This is a genomic window from Caulobacter sp. 10L414 (genome assembly GCF_056395525.1).
The window spans coordinates 76,279-99,691 of the sequence record NZ_JBFTJR010000006.1 but is presented as its reverse complement, the minus strand read 5'-3'; the positions used below and the strand labels follow the sequence as shown (position 1 = coordinate 99,691).

General features: G+C 69.0%; 25 protein-coding genes. 10 read left to right on the top strand and 15 right to left on the bottom strand.

Annotated features, from left to right (window positions below):
* Nucleotides 1-120 precede the first annotated feature (120 nt).
* The gene (locus tag AC1DCG_RS03850) at nucleotides 121-1,101 is read left to right on the top strand and encodes a hypothetical protein (protein WP_477029498.1); all 981 of its coding nucleotides are present in this window, start codon (nucleotides 121-123) and stop codon (nucleotides 1,099-1,101) included.
* Here the strand turns inward: AC1DCG_RS03850 and era are convergent.
* The 3 genes from era to lepB form a co-directional block, all read right to left on the bottom strand.
* On the bottom strand, nucleotides 1,098-2,048 hold the full coding sequence (gene era / locus AC1DCG_RS03845) for a GTPase Era (protein ID WP_477041383.1): 951 nt from the start codon (nucleotides 2,046-2,048) through the stop codon (nucleotides 1,098-1,100). The genes AC1DCG_RS03850 and era overlap by 4 nt on opposite strands.
* A gap of 67 nt (nucleotides 2,049-2,115) precedes the next feature.
* The gene (gene rnc, locus AC1DCG_RS03840) at nucleotides 2,116-2,820 is read right to left on the bottom strand and encodes a ribonuclease III (protein ID WP_477029497.1); all 705 of its coding nucleotides are present in this window, start codon (nucleotides 2,818-2,820) and stop codon (nucleotides 2,116-2,118) included.
* A 4-nt stretch (nucleotides 2,821-2,824) separates the two neighbouring features.
* The gene (gene lepB, locus AC1DCG_RS03835) at nucleotides 2,825-3,682 is read right to left on the bottom strand and encodes a signal peptidase I (protein WP_165259503.1); all 858 of its coding nucleotides are present in this window, start codon (nucleotides 3,680-3,682) and stop codon (nucleotides 2,825-2,827) included.
* Between the two features lie 209 nt (nucleotides 3,683-3,891).
* On the opposite strand from lepB, the gene AC1DCG_RS03830 reads away from it, so the two are divergent.
* Together AC1DCG_RS03830 and AC1DCG_RS03825 are read left to right on the top strand one after the other, a co-directional pair.
* On the top strand, nucleotides 3,892-5,208 hold the full coding sequence (locus AC1DCG_RS03830; protein ID WP_477029496.1) for a S41 family peptidase: 1,317 nt from the start codon (nucleotides 3,892-3,894) through the stop codon (nucleotides 5,206-5,208).
* Nucleotides 5,209-5,303: 95 nt separating this feature from the next.
* Nucleotides 5,304-6,221, top strand: coding sequence for a hypothetical protein (locus AC1DCG_RS03825; protein ID WP_477029495.1), 918 nt, complete (start codon nucleotides 5,304-5,306; stop codon nucleotides 6,219-6,221).
* 4 nt (nucleotides 6,222-6,225) lie between these two features.
* Here the strand turns inward: AC1DCG_RS03825 and acpS are convergent, their stop codons facing one another.
* From acpS to pyrE, 3 genes are read right to left on the bottom strand one after another with little or no spacing between them, the layout of a single operon-like run.
* Entirely contained in the window at nucleotides 6,226-6,627 is a 402-nt protein-coding gene (gene acpS, locus AC1DCG_RS03820; protein WP_101712028.1) for a holo-ACP synthase, read from the bottom strand.
* Nucleotides 6,624-7,379: a pyridoxine 5'-phosphate synthase gene (locus tag AC1DCG_RS03815; RefSeq protein ID WP_165259495.1), complete on the bottom strand. Its 756-nt coding sequence runs from the start codon at nucleotides 7,377-7,379 to the stop codon at nucleotides 6,624-6,626. The genes acpS and AC1DCG_RS03815 overlap by 4 nt, the downstream gene beginning before the upstream one ends.
* A 5-nt stretch (nucleotides 7,380-7,384) precedes the next feature.
* Nucleotides 7,385-7,969, bottom strand: a complete 585-nt coding sequence (pyrE, locus tag AC1DCG_RS03810) for an orotate phosphoribosyltransferase (RefSeq protein ID WP_165259493.1) — start codon at nucleotides 7,967-7,969, stop codon at nucleotides 7,385-7,387.
* A gap of 66 nt (nucleotides 7,970-8,035) precedes the next feature.
* Between pyrE and AC1DCG_RS03805 the strand changes: the two genes are divergently transcribed.
* Together AC1DCG_RS03805 and AC1DCG_RS03800 are read left to right on the top strand one after the other, a co-directional pair.
* Nucleotides 8,036-8,446 carry an NUDIX domain-containing protein gene (locus tag AC1DCG_RS03805; protein ID WP_477036735.1) on the top strand — a complete coding sequence of 137 codons (411 nt, stop codon included), beginning with the start codon at nucleotides 8,036-8,038 and terminating at the stop codon, nucleotides 8,444-8,446.
* 79 nt (nucleotides 8,447-8,525) lie between these two features.
* A complete protein-coding gene (locus AC1DCG_RS03800) occupies nucleotides 8,526-8,981 on the top strand; it encodes a carboxymuconolactone decarboxylase family protein (RefSeq protein ID WP_477029493.1) in 456 nt (151 codons plus the stop codon).
* Nucleotides 8,982-9,002: 21 nt separating this feature from the next.
* On the opposite strand, the gene AC1DCG_RS03795 is transcribed toward AC1DCG_RS03800, so the two are convergent.
* The 3 genes from AC1DCG_RS03795 to folK form a co-directional block, all read right to left on the bottom strand.
* Entirely contained in the window at nucleotides 9,003-11,096 is a 2,094-nt protein-coding gene (locus AC1DCG_RS03795) for a RelA/SpoT family protein (protein ID WP_477041382.1), read from the bottom strand.
* A 254-nt stretch (nucleotides 11,097-11,350) separates the two neighbouring features.
* Nucleotides 11,351-11,710: a DNA-directed RNA polymerase subunit omega gene (gene rpoZ, locus AC1DCG_RS03790; protein WP_058350513.1), complete on the bottom strand. Its 360-nt coding sequence runs from the start codon at nucleotides 11,708-11,710 to the stop codon at nucleotides 11,351-11,353.
* Between the two features lie 150 nt (nucleotides 11,711-11,860).
* Complete coding sequence (folK, locus tag AC1DCG_RS03785; RefSeq protein ID WP_477029492.1) at nucleotides 11,861-12,343, bottom strand: 2-amino-4-hydroxy-6-hydroxymethyldihydropteridine diphosphokinase; 483 nt, start codon at nucleotides 12,341-12,343, stop codon at nucleotides 11,861-11,863.
* A gap of 51 nt (nucleotides 12,344-12,394) precedes the next feature.
* Between folK and AC1DCG_RS03780 the strand changes: the two genes are divergently transcribed.
* Complete coding sequence (locus AC1DCG_RS03780) at nucleotides 12,395-12,997, top strand: NYN domain-containing protein (RefSeq protein WP_165259485.1); 603 nt, start codon at nucleotides 12,395-12,397, stop codon at nucleotides 12,995-12,997.
* Nucleotides 12,998-13,012: 15 nt separating this feature from the next.
* Nucleotides 13,013-13,687 (top strand): uracil-DNA glycosylase, encoded by a 675-nt coding sequence (locus AC1DCG_RS03775; RefSeq protein WP_477029491.1) that lies wholly within the window; start codon nucleotides 13,013-13,015, stop codon nucleotides 13,685-13,687.
* Here the strand turns inward: AC1DCG_RS03775 and AC1DCG_RS03770 are convergent.
* The 5 genes from AC1DCG_RS03770 to glpK form a co-directional block, all read right to left on the bottom strand.
* The gene (locus tag AC1DCG_RS03770) at nucleotides 13,684-14,694 is read right to left on the bottom strand and encodes a hypothetical protein (RefSeq protein WP_477029490.1); all 1,011 of its coding nucleotides are present in this window, start codon (nucleotides 14,692-14,694) and stop codon (nucleotides 13,684-13,686) included. The two genes, AC1DCG_RS03775 and AC1DCG_RS03770, sit on opposite strands and share 4 nt — an antisense overlap.
* A 113-nt stretch (nucleotides 14,695-14,807) precedes the next feature.
* Nucleotides 14,808-15,653 (bottom strand): alpha/beta hydrolase, encoded by an 846-nt coding sequence (locus AC1DCG_RS03765; protein WP_477029489.1) that lies wholly within the window; start codon nucleotides 15,651-15,653, stop codon nucleotides 14,808-14,810.
* A 136-nt stretch (nucleotides 15,654-15,789) separates the two neighbouring features.
* Entirely contained in the window at nucleotides 15,790-17,010 is a 1,221-nt protein-coding gene (locus AC1DCG_RS03760) for a Gfo/Idh/MocA family protein (RefSeq protein ID WP_477029511.1), read from the bottom strand.
* Complete coding sequence (locus AC1DCG_RS03755) at nucleotides 16,917-17,879, bottom strand: SMP-30/gluconolactonase/LRE family protein (RefSeq protein ID WP_477029488.1); 963 nt, start codon at nucleotides 17,877-17,879, stop codon at nucleotides 16,917-16,919. Before AC1DCG_RS03755 ends, AC1DCG_RS03760 begins: the two co-directional genes overlap by 94 nt.
* Nucleotides 17,880-18,056: 177 nt before the next feature.
* Complete coding sequence (glpK, locus tag AC1DCG_RS03750) at nucleotides 18,057-19,550, bottom strand: glycerol kinase GlpK (protein ID WP_477036734.1); 1,494 nt, start codon at nucleotides 19,548-19,550, stop codon at nucleotides 18,057-18,059.
* A 143-nt stretch (nucleotides 19,551-19,693) separates the two neighbouring features.
* Here glpK and AC1DCG_RS03745 point away from each other — a divergent pair, with 143 nt between their 5' ends.
* The 3 genes from AC1DCG_RS03745 (at nucleotide 19,694) to AC1DCG_RS03735 (ending at nucleotide 22,246) form a co-directional block, all read left to right on the top strand.
* A complete protein-coding gene (locus AC1DCG_RS03745) occupies nucleotides 19,694-20,815 on the top strand; it encodes a DUF2336 domain-containing protein (RefSeq protein WP_477036733.1) in 1,122 nt (373 codons plus the stop codon).
* Nucleotides 20,816-20,873: 58 nt separating this feature from the next.
* A complete protein-coding gene (locus AC1DCG_RS03740; RefSeq protein ID WP_477041381.1) occupies nucleotides 20,874-21,653 on the top strand; it encodes an NAD kinase in 780 nt (259 codons plus the stop codon).
* A gap of 113 nt (nucleotides 21,654-21,766) precedes the next feature.
* On the top strand, nucleotides 21,767-22,246 hold the full coding sequence (locus tag AC1DCG_RS03735; RefSeq protein ID WP_165259469.1) for an Hpt domain-containing protein: 480 nt from the start codon (nucleotides 21,767-21,769) through the stop codon (nucleotides 22,244-22,246).
* 216 nt (nucleotides 22,247-22,462) lie between these two features.
* On the opposite strand, the gene folD is transcribed toward AC1DCG_RS03735, so the two are convergent.
* A complete protein-coding gene (gene folD, locus AC1DCG_RS03730) occupies nucleotides 22,463-23,344 on the bottom strand; it encodes a bifunctional methylenetetrahydrofolate dehydrogenase/methenyltetrahydrofolate cyclohydrolase FolD (RefSeq protein WP_477036732.1) in 882 nt (293 codons plus the stop codon).
* Between the last annotated feature and the right edge of the window lie 69 nt (nucleotides 23,345-23,413).

Genomic DNA, 23,413 nt, shown 5'->3' with positions numbered 1-23,413 from the left:
CCGGAGCGGGGCGAAGTCAACCCCGCGCCACTCGCCCAACAATCGACCGATGGTTGAGCCGATTCATGCGACTCGCTAAGCGCGAGCATGCGCTATGCGTACGGCGCTGTGGGGGATTGCATGACCGACACTTTCGCCAGCCCGGCTCCGCGCCGCCGGCCCAAGCCGCCGATCACCTGGCCGGCCTTCGTGCTCGTCGCGATCGCCGCGGCGGCCGCCGCGATCGCCTATGGTCTCTATCGCGGCCCGCAGTTCTCGTCGGGCTTCACCTCGAACGCGCTGACGGCTGCCTTCAACGCCGCACTGATCCCGACCCTTCTGGGCACGCTGGCGTTCTGGTGCCTGCTGTATTTCGGCTACGTGCGCTGGAAACACGAGGCGCGCGGCCCGGCCTATTTCAATGCCCTGCTGGCGATCATCTTCGCCTGCCTCTTCCTCAGCCCCTTCGCGCGCCATCAGGTCGAGGTCTACAAGGCCGGCGACGTGAAGGGCATGGAAGCGGCGGTGGCCAAGGTCAACGCCCGCGCCGTCGCCGAGGAACAGGCCGCCCGCGCCGAGTTGACCAAGGCTCTGGACGCCTGCGCTCGCGAGATCCGCCTTGATCCCGAAGTGCTGCTGACGGCGGGCGACCGCAAGGCGGCCCGCGAACGGATCGGCGTCGCCCGCGCCGCCGCCGAGGCCTGTCACGCGGGCTATCCCGAACGCCTGGCCAAGGCCCGCGTCGCCTTCGTCGCCGCCGTCGGCCAGGCCAAGGTTTCGCAGGAGGTCGCCGCCCGCAAAATCGCCGACTTCGACGACTCGGCGAAACTGCAGGTGCACCGCAGCGCCAAGATCCAGGAATGGGAGCAGGCGCTGTTCGACGAGGCCGAGGCCGGCATCGCCGCCCTCAGCCGCTCGCCCTGGAGGCCCTACGGCGACACCCAGCTGCTGTTTTCCAGCCGCGCCGACGGCGAGGCCTTCATCCTGGCCCAGCGCGAGGCCGGCGATCTGCGACTGAAGCTCCAGTCGCTGACCGCCGGAACGGGCGACGTGGTCATCACCGACCAGCCGATGATCCCGCAGACGCGCCAGCGCAGGCCGATCGCCGACGTCTACGGCTAGACGTCGAAGTCCAGGCCCATGTCGCTGAACAGGCCACGTTCCTCGGCCCAGTTCTCCTTGACCTTCACGTGAAGGAAAAGGTGAACCTTGCGGTCGAGGATGTCCTGCAGCTCCTCGCGCGAGGCCTGGCCGATCCACTTCAGCACCTGGCCGCCCTTGCCCAGGACGATGGCGCGCTGGCCCTCGCGCTCGACATAGATGGTCTGCTCGATGCGGGCGCTGCCGTCGGCGCGCTCCTCGAACGAGGTGGTCTCCACCGAGGCCGCGTAGGGCAGTTCCTCGTGGACGCGCAGATAGATCTTCTCGCGGGTGATCTCGGCGGCCAGCAGGCGGGCCGGCAGGTCGGCCGTCTGGTCTTCCGGATAGAGCCACGGGCTCTCCGGCATCATCGAGGCCAGCTTGGCGGTCAGGTCGTCGACGCCCGCCCCGGTCTCGGCGCTGATCATGAACACGTCGGTGTAGACGCCGGTGTCGAAGAAATCCTTGGCCACGGCCAGCAGGGTGTCGCGCTTGATGCCGTCGATCTTGTTGAGGGCCAGGATCACCTTGCGGCCGCTCTCCTTGAGCGCCTCGATGATGGTCTGGACRTCCTGCACGGCGCGGTGCTCGGCCGGAGTGGCGTTGCGCGCGCGGTCGGCCAGTTCGGCCTGCACGTCGACCAGGTGGACAGTGACTTCGGCTTCTTCCGAACCGGCCCAGGCCGAGCGCACCATGGCGCGGTCGAGGCGGCGGCGCGGGCTGAAGATCCCGGGGGTGTCGACGAGAACGATCTGGGTGTCGCCGGCCAGGGCGACGCCGCGCACGGGGAAGCGCGTCGTCTGCACCTTCTGGGTGACGATCGAGACCTTGRCCCCGACCATGCGGTTGACCAGGGTGGACTTGCCGGCGTTCGGCGCGCCGATGATGGCGGCGAACCCGGCGCGGGTGTTGGAGGTGTTTTCAGTCATTGGGCGTGCGTGTAGCACAGCAGCACTGCAAAAGCCCTCCCCCATCAAGGGGGAGGGAGAGATCACTTTACCCGCCCACGCGCTCCAGCAGCGCCTTGGCCGCGGCCTTCTCGGCTTCCTGGCGGGACTTGCCCTTGGCGATGGCCGGATCGACGTCCTTGACGCTGACCTGGACTGTGAACTCCGGCGCGTGGTCGGGACCGGTGCGGTCGAGCACGCGATAGGACGGCAGCGGACGGCCCTTGCTCTGCGCCCATTCCTGCAGGGCGGTCTTAGGATCGCGCGGACGCCCCTGCCCGGCCCGGTCGAACTCTTCCGACCACAGGTCGAGGAACACCTTGCGGGCCAGCTCCAGCCCACCGTCCTGGTAGAGAGCCGCCATCAGCGCCTCGCAAGCCCCGGCCAGGATCGATTCCGTTTCGCGACCGCCGATCTTGCTGGACGAAGCCGACAGCCGCAGCGCCGGGCCCAGTTCCGCGCCCTTGGCAACACGGGCGCAGGTCTCGCGGCTGACCAGGGCGTTGAGGCGGGGCGCCAGCTCGCCCTCCTTGGCCTTGGGGAAACGCTCGGAAAGCGCCTCGGCGGCCAGGAGCCCGAGCACCCGGTCGCCGATGAACTCAAGCACCTCGTTGTCGCGAATCTTGGCCTTGGCCCCGTCGCCGACGCTGGCGTGGGTCAGCGCCCGCTCGAGCAGTTCGCGGTCCTCGAACCGATGACCGATCCGGCGCTCCAGGTCGCCGACGGCGGCGACCCGTCTGTCCTTCACGGCCATGATCTTACTTCAGCACGCGGAAGAAGCGGCTCGGGCGCGCGTCCATGAACCATGTCCACGGCTTGAACAGGTGCGCGTCCGCGTTCCACGACAGCAGGATGATCTGCGCCTTGCCGACCAGGTTCTCGGCCGGGACGAAGCCCACGCCGATGGCGTCGCCGGTGTACTGGTCGTTCTCGTAGTTCCACTTGCAGGTCCCCGAGTCCGTCTTGAACGGCGAGATGCCCGGGTTGAAGCGGCTGTCGGCCGAGTTGTCGCGGTTGTCGCCCATGAAGAAGTAGCAGCCTTCCGGAACCTCGTAGACGCCGGTGTTGTCGCCCTGCGTGTCCGGGCCCGCGTCGGCCTGGGTCAGGTAGGTGCGGCCCTCGGGCGTGGTTTCCTGGATGCGCTTCATCGGCTGGGTGAAGCCGTAGCCGCTGTCGACCAGCACGTCGGCCTGCTCCTGGCGCTTGACGGCCTGGCCGTTGATGTAGAGCGCGCCGCCGCGAACCTGGATCTTGTCGCCCGGCAGGCCGACCAGGCGCTTGATGTAGTCGACATGGCCGTCGCGCGGCAGCTTGAAGACGATGATGTCGCCCCGCTTGGGCGCCGAGCCCAGGATGCGGCCCTTGAACAGCGGCGGGCTGAACGGGATCGAGTGCTTCGAGTAGCCGTACGAGAACTTCGAGACGATGATGTAGTCGCCTTGATAGAGATTGGGCTCCATCGAGGCCGACGGGATCGTGAACGGCTGGAACAGCAGCACCCGCAGCACCAGGGCGATGCCCAGGGCATAGGCCACGGTCTTGATGATCTCGATGAATTCGTTGACGGCGCCGCCCTTTTCTTCTTCGGGGGGCGTGGTCTCGACGGCTTCGGTCATGCGCGCGGGGCTCTTTGCGAATGGGGGTCGGGCGAGCCCGACAGGTCTTGCTAGACGCGGTTGTCGTCGCGGGCAAGCACCGCCGGCGATAGTGACGCTTCGTGGCGGCCGTTTGGCGCCGGAAGGCCGGCTCGCCTTAAAGATTATTCATTGGCCGCCACGATCGGCGAATGATGTTCTTCGGCCGCCGTTTCCCGGGGATACCGTCGATGCGCCCGCTCGTTCCGCTGTTCATTCTCTCCGTGGGCCTGATGGCCGCCTGGCAGGCCAGGTCGGCCGAGGTCGCGCCGCGCCCCGTGGTCGAGGACGTGGCCAAGGCGATCGCCGACAACTACTACGACGCCGCCAAGGGCGCGGCGGTGGCCCGGGACCTCCGCGCGGAGGCCGCAAAGGGCGCCTATGATCGCCTGACCGATCCTCGCGACCTGGCCACGACGCTGAGCGAGCGGCTGCGGCCGCTGGATCATCACTTCAACGTCTCGTGGTCGGCCGAGCCGGCGCCCGCCCAGCGGCCCGCGTCCGGACCAGCGGCGGCCGCCGGTGCGGCTTCCCCGCGCGTCGATCCGGCCAAGCGCGCCAACTACGGAATCCGCCGGGTCGAGATCCTGAACGGCAACCTCGGCTATATCGACATGCGGATGTTCGCCCACTTCCCGTTCGGCCAGCCCGACGCCCCGGCCCGCAAGGCCATCGAGGCGGCGCTGCAGACGGTGGCCAACACCGACGCCGTCATCATCGACCTGCGCGACAACGGCGGCGGCTCGCCGGCCATGGTCGGCTACCTGACCAGCGCCTTCACGCCCAAGGGCTCCGACATCTACAACACCTTCAGGCATCGCGAGGGAACGCTCAGCGAGGCCCCGGGCGACTGGTATCCGGCCCCGCGCCTGGACACGCCTCTGTACGTGCTGATCAGCGGCCGCACCGGCTCGGCCGCCGAGGCCCTGGCCTACACGCTGAAGAACGCCAAGCGCGCCGTGATCGTCGGCGAGGCCAGCGGCGGCGCGGCCAATCCCGGCGGTCCCGTGCCGCTGGCCGGCGGCTTCTCGGTCTTCGTGTCCGGCGGCTCGCCGGTCAGCCCGATCACCAAGACCAACTGGGAGGGCGACGGGGTGCAGCCCGACGTGGCCGTCCCCGCCGCGGGGGCTTTGGACGCCGCCCGCGCCCTTGCTTTGGAAGCTGTGCTGAAGACCGCGACCGGCCCCGCCGCCCAGGACGCCCGCTGGGCGCTGGAAGCCCTTCGCGCCGAAGCCGCGCCGCCGGCGACCAAGCCGTTGGCCGACTATGTCGGAGCCTACGGCGCGGTCGAGATCGTGCAGGTCGACGGTCGCCTGGCCATGAAGCGCGGTCGCCGCCCCCTCACCATCCTGCTGCCCCTGGGCGGCGAGACCTTCACCGTGGCGGGCGAGTCGAGCCGCCGCGTGGTGTTCGAGCGCGACGCCAAGGGCGCGGTCAGCGCGTTCGAGGCGATCGGCTACGAAGGCGGCGGCGCACGCTTCCGACGGGGGGCGGCGCCCATCGGATGACCGGTGAGCGAGTTCGAATTCGCGCAACAATTTAGGATTGATTTTACCTGGGCGACCCAACCTTGCGCCTATCCACATCGGGCGGGGTCGTTTCCATGCGTCAACTGAAGGCGATCACGCCGGTCATCGCGCTGGCCGCCGCGCTCACGCTCGCGCCCCAGAGACCAGCCGCCCAGTCGCTGCCGCCGACATCGCCGCAGCCTTCGGCCTGCGATCCTGACCAGAAGCGCTACGCGGATTCCATCGGCGTGCCCTGCTCGGCCCTGCGGGCGTTCGAACCGTCCTCAGCCTCGCCCAGCAAGACGCCGGCGCAGCCCGCGCGAACGGCCCAGGTCGCGGCTCAGCCTGACCAGGCCGCCGTCGCTCCCGCCTCTGTCCAGGCACCGACGAGGCCCGCCGACAGCGGAAGCTCCCAAGTCTCTACGTCCGTCCAAGCCGCCAGGACTTCAGCTCCGAGCCGCCTGGCGCTCTCTATCTCGCTGCCGTTCCGCAGCGGCGTCAGTTTGGACATCAGGCGGCTGGACGCTCCCGGCAAGACCGTCATCAGCCGCTCGCAAAGCCTGTACTCGAGCCCGCCGGATTTCTCCGGCGAGGTCTCCGAACGCTTGACCGGCCCGGCCGCCGACATGGGCTATAGCTATGTGTCGGCGATGGACTTCAAGGCCAAGGTGATCGTCAAGGACCTGCCCGCCGGCCGCTATGAAATCCGCAGCATCCAAACCTTCACCGGAGCAGGCGGAACAGTCTACCTGAAGCGAGACTTCGAAGAGCTGGGCCTCACCTTCGACATCGCGCCCGGGACGACGACCTATCTGGGCGAGTTCGGGCTTTGGAGCATCAACGGCAAGTCGCGGATCGGCCTGCGGATGACGGCCGGCGCGATCGTGGTGGTTCGCGACCAGAGCGCCCGCGACCTGCCGTTGGCCGCCCGCTCCCGAGACCTGGGCGAGGTGAGGATATCGGTCCCGGACGTCGAGCGATTGCGCCAGCCCTTGATCCAGCCCCGACTCTAGCGCCTCAGCTCGCCGGTACGGCCTCGATGATCACGAAGGCCTGGGCGTAGGGGTGGTCGTCGGTCAGCGACAGGTGGATCACCGGGACCATGCCCTCGGGGATCAGCTGGGCCAGCTTGGCAGCCGCGCCGCCGGTTAGGGCCATGGTCGGCTTGCCCGACGGCAGGTTCACCACGCCCATGTCGCCCAGGTGCACGCCCTGCTTGAGGCCGGTGCCCAGGGCCTTGGAGCAGGCTTCCTTGGCGGCGAAGCGCTTGGCGTAGCTGGAGGCGCGGTCGGGCTTGCGCTCGGACCGCTTGCGCTCGATCTCGGTGAAGACCTTGTTGGTGAAGCGCTCGCCGAAGCGTTCGAGGGTCTTCTCGATCCGCCGGATGTCGCTGAGGTCCGAACCGATGCCGATGATCACGCCGCCGCCTCCAGCCTCGCCGCGTCCATCAGGGTCCGCATGCGCAGGATGGCCTGGGGCAGGCCCACGAAGATCGCCTCGCCGATCAGGAAGTGGCCGATATTGAGCTCGACGATCTGCGGGATGGCGGCGACCGGCTTGACCGTGGCGTAGTCGATGCCGTGGCCGGCATGCACTTCCAGGCCCAGGGAGGCGGCGAAGGCCGCGCCCGACTTCAGGCGCTCCAGGATGGCGGCCGCGCGTTCGGTCTGGCCGGCGCGGGCGGCGTCGCAGTAGGCGCCGGTGTGCAGTTCCACGACCTGGGCGCCGACATCGGCCGAGGCCTGGATCTGAGCGTGGTCAGGCTCGATGAACAGCGACACCCGCGCCCCGACGGTGCGCAGGCGCGCGGTGGCGTCGGCGATGCGGTTGGCGCCCTTCACGACGTCGAGCCCGCCTTCGGTGGTCACCTCCTCGCGCCGCTCGGGCACCAGGCAGGCCGCGTGCGGCTTGGCGTTCATGGCGATTCCGACCATCTCGTCGGTGACCGCCATCTCGAAGTTCAGCGGCTTGCCGCGCTTGAGGCAGAGGTCGGTGAGGACGGCGATGTCGGCGTCGCTGATGTGCCGGCGGTCCTCGCGCAGGTGCGCGGTGATGCCGTCGGCGCCGGCCGCGAGCGCCAGCTCGGCGGCGCGCACCGGCTCGGGATAGCTCGATCCGCGCGCGTTGCGGATCGTGGCCACGTGGTCGATGTTGACGCCGAGCCTGAGCATGGGGCTCAGCCCTTCAGCCGGCGGCTGCCCGGATCCTCGATCGGGATCGCGGCCAGTTCGGGCGGCAGGGCGTCGGCCGGATAGGCCGGGACTTCCAGGCTGGCCAGGGCGATCAGCGGCACGCCGACATCGGCCTTGCCGCCCGAGCGGTCGACGATGCAGGCCGCCGCGACGACGTCGCCGCCGGCGTCCTTGATCGCCTGGATGCATTCGCGCGACGACAGGCCGGTCGTGACGATGTCCTCGACCATCACGACCTTCTGGCCGGGCTCCAGGTGGAAGCCGCGGCGGAACTTGAAGCCGCCGCCCTCGCGCTCGACATAGATCGACGGTACGTTCAGGTGGCGAGCGGTCTCGTAGCCCGGGATGATGCCGCCCACGGCGGGGGAAACCGCCACGTCGACATGGCCCACGGTGGCGATGATCTTGTCGGCCAGGGCCTTGCACAGGCGCTCGCAGCGCTCGGGCCGCATGAACACCAGGTTCTTCTGCAGAAACACCGGGCTGTGCAGGCCGCTGGAGAGCACGAAGTGGCCTTCGCGCAGGGCGCCGGCGGCGCGGAATTCGTCGAGGACGTCATCGTTGGTCATGAGGCGTGGATATAGACCAGCGCGGCGAGTCTACAAACCACCCTCAAAGGGGCGTAGGACAACGGCATGAACGACTCCCCTCCCCGCCCTCGCGTCGGTTGCGGCGCGGCCATCATCGACGCCGAGGGCCGCATCCTGCTGGTCCAGCGCCGCCGACAGCCGGAAGCCGGCCACTGGGGCCAGCCGGGCGGCAAGCTCGACTGGGGCGAGCCCGGCCGCACCTGCGCCGAGCGCGAGATCCGCGAGGAACTCGGCATCGGGATCGTCGCCGGCCCGGTGCTGGCGGTGACCGACATGATCGCGGCCGACAGCCATTGGCTGGCGGTGACCTATCGCGCCGACGGCTGCGTGGGCGAACCGGCCATCCAGGAGCCGGAAGCCCTCGCCGACTGGGGCTGGTTTGCGCTCGACGCCCTGCCCTCGCCCCTGACCCAGGCCACGAAGGACGCCGTGGCGGCCCTGCGCGGCGCGAACTGAACTTTTTTCGGCGGGTCGCGTCACACACGCGGACCTTGCCTCGTCATGGCGGCGCAACCCTCTTGAAAGGAGACCCGCCATGACCGCCAAGCTCGATCCCTTCGCCGCCGCTCCGGCCGTGATGAAGTCGTGGTTCACCGCCTCGACCGTCATCGCCGCCAGCCTGGAGCCGAGCCTGATCGAACTGGTCAAGATCCGCGCCTCGCAGATCAACGCCTGCGCCAACTGCATCAACATGCACACGGCCGAAGCCCGCGCCCAGGGCGAGACCGAGCAGCGCATCTACCTGCTGTCGGCCTGGCGCGAGGCGCCCTGCTACACGCGGCGCGAACGCGCCGCCCTGGCCTGGACCGAGGCGCTGACCCGCCTGTCGGAGGGCCACACGCAGGAAGCGGCGCACGCCGACCTCGCCGCCGAGTTCACGGAAGAGGAGCAGGTCAAGCTGACCCTGATGATCAACGTCATCAACGGCTGGAACCGCCTGGCGGTGGGCTTTGGCCTCTGGATCGAGCAGCCGGCCAAGGCGGCGGCCTGATCTACAGCGACAGACGCGGGGTCAGCCCCGCGTCCGGTCCACCGTCTCGACCGACGGGCAGGTGCGCAGCGCGGCCGAGATATTGGTCAGGTGCTTGGCGTCGCGCACCTCGACGTCGATGTCGGTGTCGAAGAAGTCGCTCTGCCGGTGATGCATGCGCAGGTTGACGATGTTGCCGCCCGCCTCGCCGATGATCGTGCAGACCTGGCCCAGCACGCCCGGCGCGTTGCCGATGGTGGCGTGCAGGCGGGCCAGCGAGACGGTGTCGCGCTCGGCCTCGGGCGTCCAGTTCAGATCGCGCCAGAGGTCCTCGCGGTCCTCGTACTCGGCCAGCTTCGGACAGTCGATGGTATGGACGTCGAGACCGCCGTCCTGATCCTTGGCGCTGTCCTCGCGCAGGATGCCGACGATGCGGTCGCCCGGCACCGGGCTGCAGCAGTGGGCGAAGTGCAGCGAAACGCCAGGGGTCAGCCCGCCGCCGCGCACATAGAGCCGCGCGCCCTTGCCGCCCTCGATCTTGCGGCGCGCCGTGGCCGCCTCGCGATCGGCGTCGACCATGCCCGGGAACGCGGTTTCCAGCACCTGGCTGGGCGTGACCCGGCCGCGGCCGACGGCGTCGAACAGGGCCTCTTCGCTCTCCAGCGCGAACCGCTCGAGGATCGGCCGCAGCGACACGTCCTTCAGGTTCTTGCCGGCGCGCTCGAAGATCTGTTCGACCGACACCCGGCCCAGGCGCAGGAACTCTTCCTTCTCGGTCTGGCGGATGTGACGCCGGATGGCCGAGCGGGCCCGACCAGTCACCGTCAAGGAACGCCAATCGGGCGGCACCACGGGCTTGGAGCCGCGGATCACCTCGACCACGTCGCCGTTGGTCAGGATGGTGCGCAGCGGCTTGAGCTCGCCATTGATTTTCACGCCGATGCAGGTGTCGCCGACGCTGGTGTGCACCGCGTAGGCGAAGTCCAGCGGCATCGCGCCCCGGGGCAGGCTGACCAGCTTGCCCTTGGGGGTGAACACGAACACCTGGTCGAGGAACATCTCGAGCTTGGCGTGCTCGACCAGCTCCTCGCTGTCGCCGCCSTGCTCGAGCACCTGCACCAGCTGGCGCAGGTTGGCCAACGGGTCGCGGCCGCCGGCGGCCTCCATGCCTTCCAGGTCGAGCCCGTACGAGGCGTCCTTGTAGCGGAAGTGGGCGGCTACGCCCTCTTCGTTCACCCGGTCCATCGACTCGGTGCGGATCTGCATCTCGATGCGCATGCCGCGCGGCCCCACCACCGTGGTGTGCAGCGAGCGGTAGTTGTTACGCTTGGGCGTCGAGATGAAGTCCTTGAAGCGGTCGGGCACGCTGGACCAGGCGCGGTGAACCACGCCCAAGGCGCGGTAGCAGTCCTCCTCGCTGTCGACGATCACGCGGAAGGCGTAGATGTCGGACATCTGCGAGAAGCCGATCGACTTGCGCTGAAGCTTGCGCCAGATCGAATAGGGAGCCTTTTCCCGGCCGAAGACGCGGGCCGGCAGATTGGCTGACTCCAGGCGCGCCAGGATTTCCTGGCTCACCAACTGGACCGCCCCGCCCTGCTCTTCCCGCAGCTTTTCCAGCCGCCGGACGATGGCGTCCCGGGCGACCGGGTTGGTGTGCTGGAAGGACAGCTCCTCCAGCTCGGTGCAGATGCGGTGACAGCCGATGTTGCGGGCCAGCGGCGCGTAGATGTCGCGCGTCTCGCGGGCGATGCGCTCGCGCTTGGCCTGGTTCTTGATGAAGTGCAGCGTCCGCATGTTGTGCAGACGGTCAGCCAGCTTGACCAGCAGGACGCGGACGTCCTTGGAGATCGCCAGGATGAACTTGCGCAGATTCTCGGCCTGGCGGGTGTGCTCGGCCTGGAGCTCCAGCTTCGAAAGCTTGGTGACGCCTTCGACCAGCTCGGCGATCTCCTCGCCGAACAGCTTGCCGATCTCCTCCTTGGTGACCGGCGTGTCCTCGATGACGTCGTGCAGCAACGCCGTGACGATGGTCGCGGTGTCGAGCCGGTACTCGGTGAGGATGCCCGCCACCTCGATCGGGTGGGCGTAGTAGGGGTCGCCGCTGGCGCGCGTCTGGCTGCCGTGCATGCGCATGGCGAAGACGTAGGCGCGGTTGAGCAGGGCCTCGTCGGCCGTGGGATCGTAGGCGTGGACGCGCTCGATCAGCTCGTACTGGCGAAGGAACTTGCGCGGCTTGGGCGCCGGCGGAGCCTCGGGCGCTGTGGCCTGGGGCTCAGACGAAGACGCGCCCGATTCCCCCCCAGGTGAAGGAGAGGATTCGGGCGCGCGTTCGGACGGAGCGGCGGCGGGCGCCGCTTCGATGATCAGAGGGTCTGCGCCGTCGGGGCTCAGTACCGCTCCTCCTGACCGCCGTCGCGGTCGCTTTGCAGCGCGCGAACGAGTTCCAGTTCGCTCATCTGCATGTGAGTCGGGTCGGCCAGCAGGGCGAGGGTTTCGGCCTCTTCCTCGGCTTCCGAGTGCTCGTCGACGCGCTGCAGCGTGGTGATCAGGTGCTCCTTGAGCCCCTCGTGATCGATCACGTCGTCAGCGATCTCGCGCAGGGCGACGACCGGGTTCTTGTCGTTGTCGCGATCGACCATCAGGGCCGCACCGGCCGAGATGCCGCGAGCGCGGTGCGCCGACAGCAGGACGAGCGCGAAGCGGTTCGGAACCTTCTCGACGCAATCTTCGACGGTGACGCGGGCCATGAATTCCTCGGGCTGACCGTAAGGTCTCTCAAAATAGGGCTCCGTGCGGCGTCACGCAACGCCGCTTCGGTTGTCACCCAGCTTTCGCGAGGCGGCGTGTATGCCTTTTCCGAAAAGCAAAGTCCAGCGCGGCCGTAGATTTCCCGAAGATCAGCCGACGGGACGGGCGTCGCCCCCCACGTCAGCGCCGGCGGCCAGCCGTGCGGCGCTCTTGCCCAGCACCGGATGGATCCAGTCCGGAGCGATCTGCGCCAGGGGCCCCATGACGAACAGGCGCTCGTGGGCGCGGGGATGGGGCAGGACGAGGTTTCCGTCCATCACCGTGCGGCCGTGGGCGATCAGGTCGAGATCCAGCGTGCGGGCGGCGTTGCGCTCGGACCGGGCGCGGCCGAACGCGGCCTCGACGCGGTGCAGGGCCGCCAGCGCCTCGGCGGGCGAAAGGCCGGTCTCCACCAGCGCCACGCCGTTCAGATAGGCAGGTCCCGAAGGATCCGGCCATGCGGCCGACGTCCACCAGCCGGAACGGGCGACCACCGCCAGCCCTTCGCCAGCCAGCGCCGCCACGGCGGCTTCCAACAGAGCCTCGCGACTCGTGTAGGCTCCGGGCAGATTACAGCCGAGGGCGACGACCACGGCCGCGTCCCGACCATTTTTATCCAGCCGATTTTTCAAGGAATTAGACCCGTGACCTTCTATCCGACCGAGCGGCTGGCGCTGTTCATCGACGGGGCCAACCTCTATTCCGCCGCCAAGGCGCTGGGCTTCGACATCGACTATCGAAAGCTCCTCGACGAGTTCAAGAAGCGCGGCCTGCTGGTGCGCGCCTACTACTACACCGCCATCGCCGAGAACGACGACTACTCGCCGATCCGTCCGCTGGTGGACTGGCTGGACTACAACGGCTTCACCCTGGTGACCAAGCCGGCACGCGAGTACACCGACAGCCAGGGCCGCAAGCGCTGGCGCGGCGACATGGACATCGAGATCGCGGTCGACATGCTGCAGATGGCCGACACGGTCGATCACCTGCTGCTGTTCTCGGGCGACGGCGACTTCCGCGCCCTGGTCGAGGCCGTCCAGCGCAAGGGCCGCCGCGTCACCGTCGTCTCGACGATGAAGAGCCAGCCGCCGATGACCAGCGACGACCTGCGCCGGCAGGCCGACAACTTCGTCGACCTGGCCGACCTGGGCAACATCATCGGCCGCCCGCAACGCGCGCCGCAGCAGCGCTACGCCTCGACCGACCAACGCACCCCGGCCGAGCGCGAAGCCGAAGACGAGTACTGAGAACGAGCCGACGCCATGCAGCATTCCAACATCGTCGGCGAGGTCGTCCCCTCCCCGGCCGAACCGCCGCGCGACTGCCCGCTGTGCCCGCGCCTGGTGGCCTATCGCCGTGAGAACCAGGAGCTCTATCCGGACTACTTCAACGGCCCGGCCCCGTCGTTCGGCGACAAGGACGCCCGCCTGCTGGTCGTGGGCCTGGCCCCCGGCCGCAAGGGCGCCAACCGCACCGGCCGACCGTTCACCGGCGACTATGCCGGCACGCTGCTCTACGAGACGCTCATCAAGTACGGCTTCGCCACCGGCAGGTTCGAGGCGCGCATCGACGACTCCCTGCAGCTCGTCGGCGCGGCGGTGACCAACGCGGTGCGCTGCGCCCCGCCCGGCAACAAGCCCGAGACCAGCGAGGAGAACACCTGCCGCCCGTTCCTGAAGGCGCGGCTGGACATGTTCCCCAACCTCAAGGCCATCGTCACCCTGGGCGACGTCTCGCGGCGCAATGTGCTGAAGACCCTGGGCCTGAAGGCCTCGGCCGGCATCCCCGGCCACGGCTCGGAGTTCCAGGCCGGCCCCTACCGCATCTTCAACAGCTATCACTGCTCGCGGCTCAACACGAACACCGGACGCCTGACGACGCCGATGTTCGAGGAGCTGTTCGCGCGGGTGAAGGCCTACGTGGATGCGGCCGACTAGGCCGCAAGCCGGGCCCGGTCGAGGCTGACCGTGCCGCCGGTCGTCAGCAGGATCACCAGTCGTCGCCCGCCAATCTCGATCGGGAACTCGATGGCGCCGTCCTGACGCAGCTTGCCCTCGCGCAGCCTCAAGAGACCGCCCGCGAGCAGGCCGGAGATGGGTTCGATGCAGGCTCGCACCGCCGCATCGACGTCTTCGAGCGCCATCGGCTTACCGACCGCCACCACCTCGCGCACGGCCAGCGACAGGCGGGTGAATCCCAGGAAGAGGCCCCGCGTCAATAGCTGGCCGATGGCCTGGCGCACGATCCCGGCGATATGCGCCTCGTTGATCAGCAGCGTGCTCAGATAGCCGAACACCTTGCCCTTCAGCGCCCGCACCACGCCCGCGATCCGGGCGGCGCGGGCCGCCGGAGCCTCGCCCTCGCCAGCCAGCGCGACGTAGATTTCCACGTGGTCGGCGAACTCGGCCGGCGTGCTGGAAACGGTCAGGGCGAAGGCCACCGCTTCCCTGGCCAGCTCGGCGTCCACGCCGCTCAGCACATCGGCCAGCGCGAGGACGGCCACATGCGCCGGATAGTCCATAATCTGGAACACCGGCGCATCGCCGACGCCGAGAGTCGCCAGGAAAGCCGGGCCGGCCGCCAGATCGGCCTGGGTCAGCAAACCGTGCTCGACCAGCACAGCCCGCGCCTTGGCCAGCGCCTCTTCGCCACCGGTCTGCTCGGCCGCCACCAGCGCCTTCAGCGCGTCGATCTCCAGCGTGACCAGCTTGGCCGAGCACACCTGCAGCCCCAGCGCCGGCAGCAGGATCAGAGCGCTGTCATGCAGGTCCGGCACGGCGCCGAGAAGCCCCTCCTCGTCTGCGAAGGCGAAGTGGGCGTTGCTGTCGCGTATCGCCCAGGCCAGCCACTCCGGAGCCGAAGGGATCAGGCTGAGCACCAGCCGGCAGCGCTCCGAAAAGGCTTCGGGCGTCTGGACCGTACGACCACGCAACGAAAGAACCATGCGACGAACTCCCTGAACTGCGCGCCGCGCGCCTCGCACAAAACGAGCGTCGCGGCGCTTCGCAACCGGAGTTATCAGCCAAGGTCACTACCGAGAGATGACCGCGGATAGAGCTATCGCTTGGTCGCCCACCCGTTGTCGGCCATCCAGTCGCGCAACCGCTCGGGCCAGGCCCTGATGGCGGCCTTCTCCGTGCGAAAGCCCATGTTGAAGGCGTGGCCGCCGCTCTGGAACAGGTGGAACTCGACCGGAACCTTGGCGGCGCGGAACTTCGAAAGCAGCTCCACCGGCGGGGCCGAGCAGCATTCGTCATCGTCGGCCGCGAGGATGAAGGCCAGCGGCGTATCGGCCGGGATCTTGTCGGGAATGCCCGCCGGGCCGGGATAGATCAGCACCTGGAAGTCGGGCCGGCCGCTGACCTTGTCGACGGCGTCGACCTTGGGATCCTTGGCGGTCGAGCCGTAGACCGCCAGGTCGACCACCTCGCCGCCACCGGAAAAGCCCATCAGGCCGATCTTCTTCGGGTCCACGCCGAACTCGGCGGCGCGCGAACGGACGAGCCGCACCGCCCGCACCGCGTCCTGTCGGGCGTGGTCGATGGCGTAGGGCGAGCCCTCTTCCTGGCTGAGGCGGTACTTCAGCACGAAGACCGCCACGCCCATGGGGTTCAGCACCTTGGCGACGTCGGTCCCTTCCGGATGGATGACCAGCATCTTGTGACCACCGCCCGGCAGCACGATCACCGCCGCGCCCGTCGCTGTGCCGGCCGGGGGCAGATAAGCGGTCACCGAAGGATCGTTGATCGACTTGGCCCAGTACTCCGCCGACTGCTCGGGTATGGCCTTGCGCGCCTCGAAGCCCGGCGCGCCGTTCGGCCACAGGGCAACGCGCTGCTGGGCGTGCGCCAGGGCGGGCAGGGTCAGGGCGGCGGCCAGGATGAAGGCGAACCGGTTGATCATGGTGTCATCCCCAAGGTTGTCACGCCCTGCGTCCTTCGAGGCTCGCCGCCGGCTCGCACCTCAGGATGAGGGTCTCATTGCACTGAATTCCTCATCCTGAGGCGCCCGCGCAGCGAGCCTCGAAGGACGCAGGGCCTTAAAGCTTCACCGTCCGGCCTTCGCGGGCGGCCTGGTAGATGGCCTCGATGATCCGCAGGTCCTTCAGCCCCTCCTCGCCCGGCACGATCGGGTCGCGACCGGTAAGGATGCATTCCGACAGGTGATCCAGCTGGCCGGCGAACTGGCTCTTCTTCACCGGCGGCGGCGTGCGGGGCCTTGCCTGGCCGTCGAGATTGGCCCGCATGGCCTGGCCGCCGTAGCTGGTGGCCGGATCGATCTCGACCCAGCCCTTGGGACCCGAGACCCGATAGCGGTTGCAGTTGGCGCTGTAGGTCGAGACGCAGTTCGCCGTCGCCCCCGACGGAAACAGCAGCTGGAAATTGATGGTGTCCTCGACCTCGGCGAACACCGGATTGGAGCGGTCCGTCGACTCCATGGCGTTGACGGCGATCGGCTCCTCGCCGGTCAGGTAGCGGGCGGCGTTGAGGCTGTAGATGCCGATGTCCATCAGGCTGCCGCCGCCCGACAGCGCCTTCTTCACCCGCCACATGTTCGGGTCGCTGGCGGTCCAGCCGTGATCGGCGACGATGGTGGCCACCGGCCCCAGCGCCCCGCCCCGCGCCAGGGCGATGGCGTCCAGGTTGTGCGGCTCGAAGCGGCTGCGATAGCCGATCATCAGCTTGCGACCGGCGGCCTTGCAGGCGGCGATCATCGCCTCGCAATCGGCGACCGAAGTCGCCATCGGCTTTTCGCACATTACGTGCTTGCCCGCCTTGGCCGCCCGCTCGGTGAAGGTGCGGTGCAGGCTGTTGGGCGTGACCACGTAGACGATGTCGACGGCCGGATCGTCGATGATCCGGTCGAAGGTCTCGTAGGAATAACGGCTCCTTTCCGGGATCCCGTACTGGGCGCCGTACTTGGCGAGCTTCTCCGGCGTCCCGCTGACCAGGGCCGTCAGCTTCGAGTGCTCGCACTCGGCGAAACGCGGCATGATGATCTGGGTGGCGTAGTAGCCCAGGCCCAGCATCGCGTAGCCGAGCTTGCGGCCTTCGGCCTTGGCCTGGGCCAGCGCGGCCGCGGGAGCCGTCGCGGCCATGGCGCCGGCGGCGAGGCCGGCCTGCATGAACGTGCGCTTGTTCATCACCCTCGCCTCTCCTTGTCTTGCTACCAGACCAGTCCGGTCGTCTTCAGCCGCACCCGCGCCAGGGTCTTGTCGGCGGTGAGGAACAGCGTCCTGCCGTCCTCGCCGAAGGCGCAGTTGGCGATCGGGCCGCCGGTCTCGATGACGCCGATCAACTCGCCCGCCGGGGTGATCACCAGCACCCCGCCCGGCCCGGTGGCGTAGAGACGCCCTTCGGTGTCCAGGCACATGCCGTCGGGAAGCCCCGGACCGCCGGCCTTGTGCAGGGCGGCCGCGTCGAAGAACACCTTGCGCGCGGTCGGCAGGCCATCGGCGCCCAGGTCGTAGGCCATGATCACCGGCCCGTTCGGATCCGACACCGCCACGTAGAGGCGCTTCTCGTCGGGGCTCAGGGCCACGCCGTTGGGGAAGGTCAGCTTGTCGTCGACCACCGCCAGCGAGCCGTCGGCGCGCAGCAGATAGACACCATTGAAGCTGAGCTCCTTCACCGGCGAGGCGTCCAGCCCCTCCAGGCCGTAAGGCGGATCGGTGAAGTAGATCGCGCCCGACTTGGCCACCGCCAGGTCGTTGGGGCTGTTGAAGCGCTTGCCCTGATAGCGGTCTACCACCACCGAGCGCGCCTTGGTCTTCAGATCCAGCTTGGTGATCGCCCGGTAGCCGTGATTGCAGACCAGCAGGTCCCCATGCGCGTCCAGGGTCATGCCGTTGGAGCCCGGCTCGCGGAAGATCTTGGTCGGCGGGCCGTCATAGCCCGAGGGCTGCAGGAAGACGCTTTTGCCGTCCTTCTGGCTCCACCGGTACATGACGTTGGCCGGCACGTCGGAGAAAACGAGGTACTGGCCGTCCTTCACCCACACCGGCCCTTCGGACCAGACGAAGCCGTCGGCCAGCTTCTCGATCTTGGCGTCGGCGGCGATCACGGCGTCGAGCGCAGGCGACAGGCGTCGGATGGAGCCCAGGGTCTGGACGGCGGCTTGGGCGGACATGGAAAGGCCTCCGGCGGCGAGTGCGGCGCCGGCTCCCAGAGCCAGCGTGACGGTGCGGCGCGTCGCGGTCATACGTCGAGGCCTCCCTTGTGGTTCTTGCTTATGACAGCGATGTCATAGCAATGCCCGCCCAGGTTGGCGAGACGCCTTTCGCAGCGCGCCGCGCGATTTTGAGGATCAGGAGCGGACGCGCGGCACGCAGTCCAGCCAGCGCGCGTAAGCCGCCTCGCGGGCGTGGACGGGCATGGCGGGCCGAAGATCCTCGGCCGAGGGGCGCGCCTTGGCGGCCTCCTCCAGCGAGTCGTAGAGCCCTGCTCCCAGCCCCGCGAACAGCGCCGCGCCCAGCGCCGTGGTCTCCTGGTAGCTGGAGCGAGCCACCGGCAGGCCGGTCAGGTCGGCCAGGCGCTGGCTGAACCAGGCGCTCTTGGACATGCCCCCGTCGATCCTCAGTTGCGCCTCGCCGGCGAAGGCGTCCGGCGCGTCGGCGCGCATGGCCTCGATCAGGTCGCGGCTCTGCAAGGCGCAGGCGTCGTAGGTGGCCGCGGCGATCTCGGGCAGGCCGGCGTCGCGGGTCAGGCCGAAGATCGCGCCCCGCGCCTTGGCGTCCCACCAGGGCGCGCCCAGGCCGGTGAAGGCCGGCACGACGACGACCCCATGGTCGGCCTTGGCCGCCCGGGCCAGGGCCTCGGCCGCGCGCGGGCCGCCGGTGATCCCCAGCCCCTCGCCCAGCCACTGGATCGCCGCGCCGGCCACGAAGATCGAGCCCTCAAGGGCGTAGGTCGCCTGGCCATCCACGCGAGCGGCCACCGTGGTCAGCAGGCGAGAGGCCGACACGGCCCTGGTGGCACCGGTGTTGATCAGCATGAAGCAGCCGGTGCCGTAGGTGGCCTTCATCTCGCCGGGGCGGATGCAGCCCTGCCCCATCAGGGCCGCCTGCTGGTCGCCGGCCACGCCGCGGATCGGCAGCGGCCGGCCCAGCACCGACGCGCCGACCTCGCCGAAGTCGGCGGCGCAGTCGAGCACCTGCGGCAGCAGCGCGCGCGGCACGCCGAACAGCGCCAGCATCTCGTCCGACCAGTCCTGCCGCTCGATGTCGAACAGCAAGGTGCGCGAGGCGTTGGTGGCGTCGGTCACGTGCCGCGCGCCGCCGGTCAGCTTCCAGATCGTCCACGCATCCATCGTGCCGGCCAGCAGTTGTCCCGCCTCGGCCCGGGCGCGGGCGCCGGGCACGTTGTCGAGCAGCCAGGCGATCTTGGTGGCCGAGAAATACGGGTCGAGCAGCAGGCCCGTGACGGCGGTCACCCGGGCCTCCTTGCCGTCCTTGCGCAGCCTTTCGCAGGCCTCGGCCGTGCGGCGGTCCTGCCAGACGATGGCCGGATGGATCGGGCGGCCCGTGACCTTGTCCCAGACCACCACCGTCTCGCGCTGGTTGGTGATGCCCAGGGCGACGACCTCGTCGAGCGCCGCGCCCGAGGTTTCGACCGCCTCGCGGATAACCGCCACGCAGGCGGCGGCGATCTCCTCGGCGTCGTGCTCGACCCATCCGTCATGGGGATAGCTCTGGCGCAGAGGGCGTCCGGCTTCGGCCACCGCCCGGCCCTCGTGGTCGAACAGGATGGCCCGGGTGCTGGTCGTTCCCTGGTCCAGAGCCAGGATCAGTGCTCGCCCCATACGCGTTTCCTCTTTCACATCCCCGGATTCACCTGCGACAGAGCGCCGCTAGTCTCCAGGTTCCGTGGCTTGACCTGTTTAAGCATGTTTTCATCTGGGAACACCAAGGTAGCCACAGTTCCGTTTGGCGCCCGAGGAGGGTCGTGAGCCAAGCCGCACAGACCGCCGAGCTTCTTGCCCTGGCCCGCAGCCGCGAGCCGGAAGACCGCGAACGCCTGCTCGCCGGCATCGTCGACCTCTGCGAAACGGGCGAGGCCCAGGGCAAGCCGGCCGCGCCCGAAATCCAGGTCCTGCTCGATTCGATCTTCATGACCCTGGTGGTCGAGGCCGAGCGCGAGATTCGCCAGCGCCTGGCCGAGCGCCTGGCCGATGCGGCCTGGGCCCCGTCGGCCCTGGTCAACATCCTGGCCCTCGACGAGATCGAGATCGCCCGCCCGATCATCGCCCGCAGCCCGGTGCTGCAGGACCACGACCTGATCCGCCTGCTGGTCCAGGCGACGCTGGAACACCAGATCGAGGTCGCCCGCCGACCGGGCCTGCGCGCGCCGGTGGTCGAGGCCATTCTTTCCCAAAGCGAACCGGCCGTGCTGACCGCCCTGGCCGGCAACGCCAGCGCCGAGATCAACCAGGACGCCATGGGCCGCCTGGTGGCCCAGGCCAAGGAGGTCGTGGCCCTGCGCTCGCCCCTGGCTCGTCACCCGGGCCTGTCGCCCCTGCTGGCCGAGCAGCTCTATCTTTGGGTCGGGCGCGCCCTGCGCGAGGCCCTCACCGGCCGCTTCGACCTGGATCCGGCCAGGATGCAGGCCGCCGTCGACGAGGCCACCCACGCCGCCCATCTGGGCCTGCAGCCGTCCGCCCCCGCGGCGCTCGCCGTCGAGGACGAGGCCGATCGCGAGGAGATGGAGGCGGCGCTGGTCGAAAAGCTCGACGCCGCCGGCCAGTTGCGCCCGGGCTACCTGTTGCGGGTGCTGCGCGAAGGTCGTCTGCCGCTTTTCGTCTTCGCCATGGCCCGCCTTGGCCGTTTCGACGTGCGCCAGGTGCGCCGCGCCATCGACAGCAACCGTCCCGAACTGCTGGCCCTGGCCTGCTCGGCCGTCGGCATCGACCGCAGCGTCTTTCCGACCATCCTCGAGCACGTGCGCCAGCTGAACGGCGGACGCCCCGGCGGCGGCGCGGAGGCGGCCCGCAGGGCCAGCGGCGCCTTCGGCCCGTTCCGCCCCGACATCGCCGCCATGGCTTTCCGCCAGGCCGTCAGCGCCGCCTGACGGAGCCCGCGAGACCGCCGTTTGACAAGCAAGCGGCTATCCCGCCACTTGGGGCGGCATGTTCCAAGCCCAGCCGTACTCGACTCGCCTGACCTTCAAGGCCAGCGACCGCCCCGAAGCCCAGGAGGCCCGCGAGCGCCTGGCCGCCCGCTACGGCGACGCCGGTGACGACGCCCAGATCGTCGTCGCCTTGGGCGGCGACGGCTTCATGCTGGAAATGCTGCACGAGACGATCCTGAACCAGAAGCCGATCTACGGCATGAACCGCGGCTCGGTCGGCTTCCTGATGAACGAGTACAGCGAGGACGAACTGCTGGCGCGGATCAACGCCGCCGAACGCGCCGTCATCCACCCGCTCGCGATGGTCGCCATCGACTMGCGTCGTCGCCAGCACCGGGCGCTGGCGATCAACGAGGTCTCGATGCTGCGCCAGACCCGCCAGACGGCCAAGCTGCGCATCTCGATCGACGGCAAGGTGCGGATGAGCGAATTGGTCTGCGACGGCGCCCTGGTGGCCACGCCGGCGGGCTCGACGGCCTACAACCTGTCGGCCCACGGACCGATCATTCCCCTGGACGCCCGCGTGCTGGCCCTGACCCCGATCAGCGCCTTCCGCCCGCGTAGGTGGCGGGGCGCGCTTTTGCCGCAGAGCGCGAGGGTGACGTTCGAGGTCCTGGAATGCGATAAGAGACCCGTCAGCGCCGTGGCCGACAACTACGAGGTCCGCGACGTCGTCGAGGTGCATATCTCCGAGGACCGGGGTTCGACCCTGTCGATGTTGTTCGACGCGGGCCGCAGTCTTGAGGAGCGCGTACTGACAGAACAGTTCTCGGCCTAGCCGGGAACGTCGGAAACCCGACACGGGCCTGTGGAGTGAAACCTTCGTCTCACTCATTGTTAACGCCTGTCGTGTGACCGTTCCCTAAGTAACGCCGACGGGGAGGCGACCCGATGAACAAGCCCACCGCTGAGGTGATCCAGGTGCCGAACATGCTCAAGCTCAAGGTGGGCGGACGCGGCGGTATCGACATGGCCGCGATCGCCAAGGCCGAAGCCGCGCTCAAGAGCCTGTCGGGCAATTTCGCCCAATGGCTCAACGACGAGATCGTCAAGCTGGAAGCCGCCCGCCAGGGCGTGCGCGCCGACGGCCTCAACGCCCAGACCGTCGAAACCCTCTACCTGCGCGCCCACGACCTGAAGGGCCTGGGCGCCACCTACGAATTCCCGCTGATCACGCGCCTGGCCGCATCGCTGTGCAAGCTGATCGACGACCCGGCCACCCGCCTTTCGGCCCCGATGTTCCTGGTCGACGCCCATATCGACGCGATCAAGGCCTGCGTCCGCGACGACATCAAGACCGACGAGCACCCCGTGGGCCGCGCCCTGGCGCTGGAGCTGGAAGGCCGCGTGGCCGAGTACCTGGCCGGCTGACCGGTCGCGACCAGCATCGAAGACAAGAAAGCCGGGGCTCGCGCCCCGGCTTTCTTCGTTTACCCCCACTCCCGTCATTCCCGCCCTTGTGGCGGGAACCCCTCTATCAGCCGCAAAGGTAGTAGAGGCGGCGTGCTTGGCACGCCGCAGGCGCCTCACGTAAAAGCGGAACCAGGGCTTCCCGCCACAAGGGCGGGAATGACGGGAGGAAGAGAATTACTCGCCGATGCCGTTCAGGCGCTTGGCGGCCAGGACGGTGTTGGCCAGCAGGCAGGCGATGGTCATGGGGCCGACGCCGCCCGGCACCGGGGTGATGGCGCTGGCGACGGCCTTGACCTCTTCGAAGGCCACGTCGCCCACCAGGCGCGTCTTGCCGTCATCCTTGGGGATGCGGTTGATGCCGACGTCGATGACCACCGCGCCGGGCTTGACCCAGTCGGCCTTGACCATCTGCGGACGGCCGACGGCGGCCACGACGATATCGGCTTCGCGCACGACGGCCGGCAAGTCCTTGGTGCGCGAGTGCGCGATGGTGACGGTGCAGTCGGCGGCCAGCAGCAGTTGCGCCATCGGCTTGCCCATCAGGTTCGAGCGACCGATGACCACGGCGCGCTTGCCCGACAGATCGCCCAGCTGGTCGCGCAGCAGCATCATGCAGCCGGTCGGCGTGCAGGGCGTCAGCGCCGGCAGGCCGCTGGCCAGGCGCCCGGCGTTGGCCACGGTCAGGCCGTCGACGTCCTTGTCGGGCGAGATGGCGGCGACCACGGCGGCCTGGCTGATGTGGTCGGGCACCGGAAACTGCACCAAGACGCCGTGCACGACCGGATCGGAGTTCAGCCGCTCGACCAGGGCCAGCAGTTCGGCCTGGCTGGTCTCGGCCGGCAGGCGATGGGTCTCGGAGTGCATGCCCGCCTCGAGGGTCTGCTCGCCCTTGCTGCGCACATAGACCTGGCTGGCCGGATCCTCGCCCACCAGCACGACGGCCAGGCCGGGCGTCAGGCCGTGCTCGGCCTTCAGGGTCTCGACCTCGGCGGCGATGGTCTGGCGCAGGCGGGCGGCGAAGGCCTTCCCGTCGATGATGGCGGCGGCGTGGGTCATGGGGGCGCTCCTGTGCGCGCTCCCCTAACGTCTCGCCCGCTGGCGTGCAACGCCCAAACGGGCGCGAGG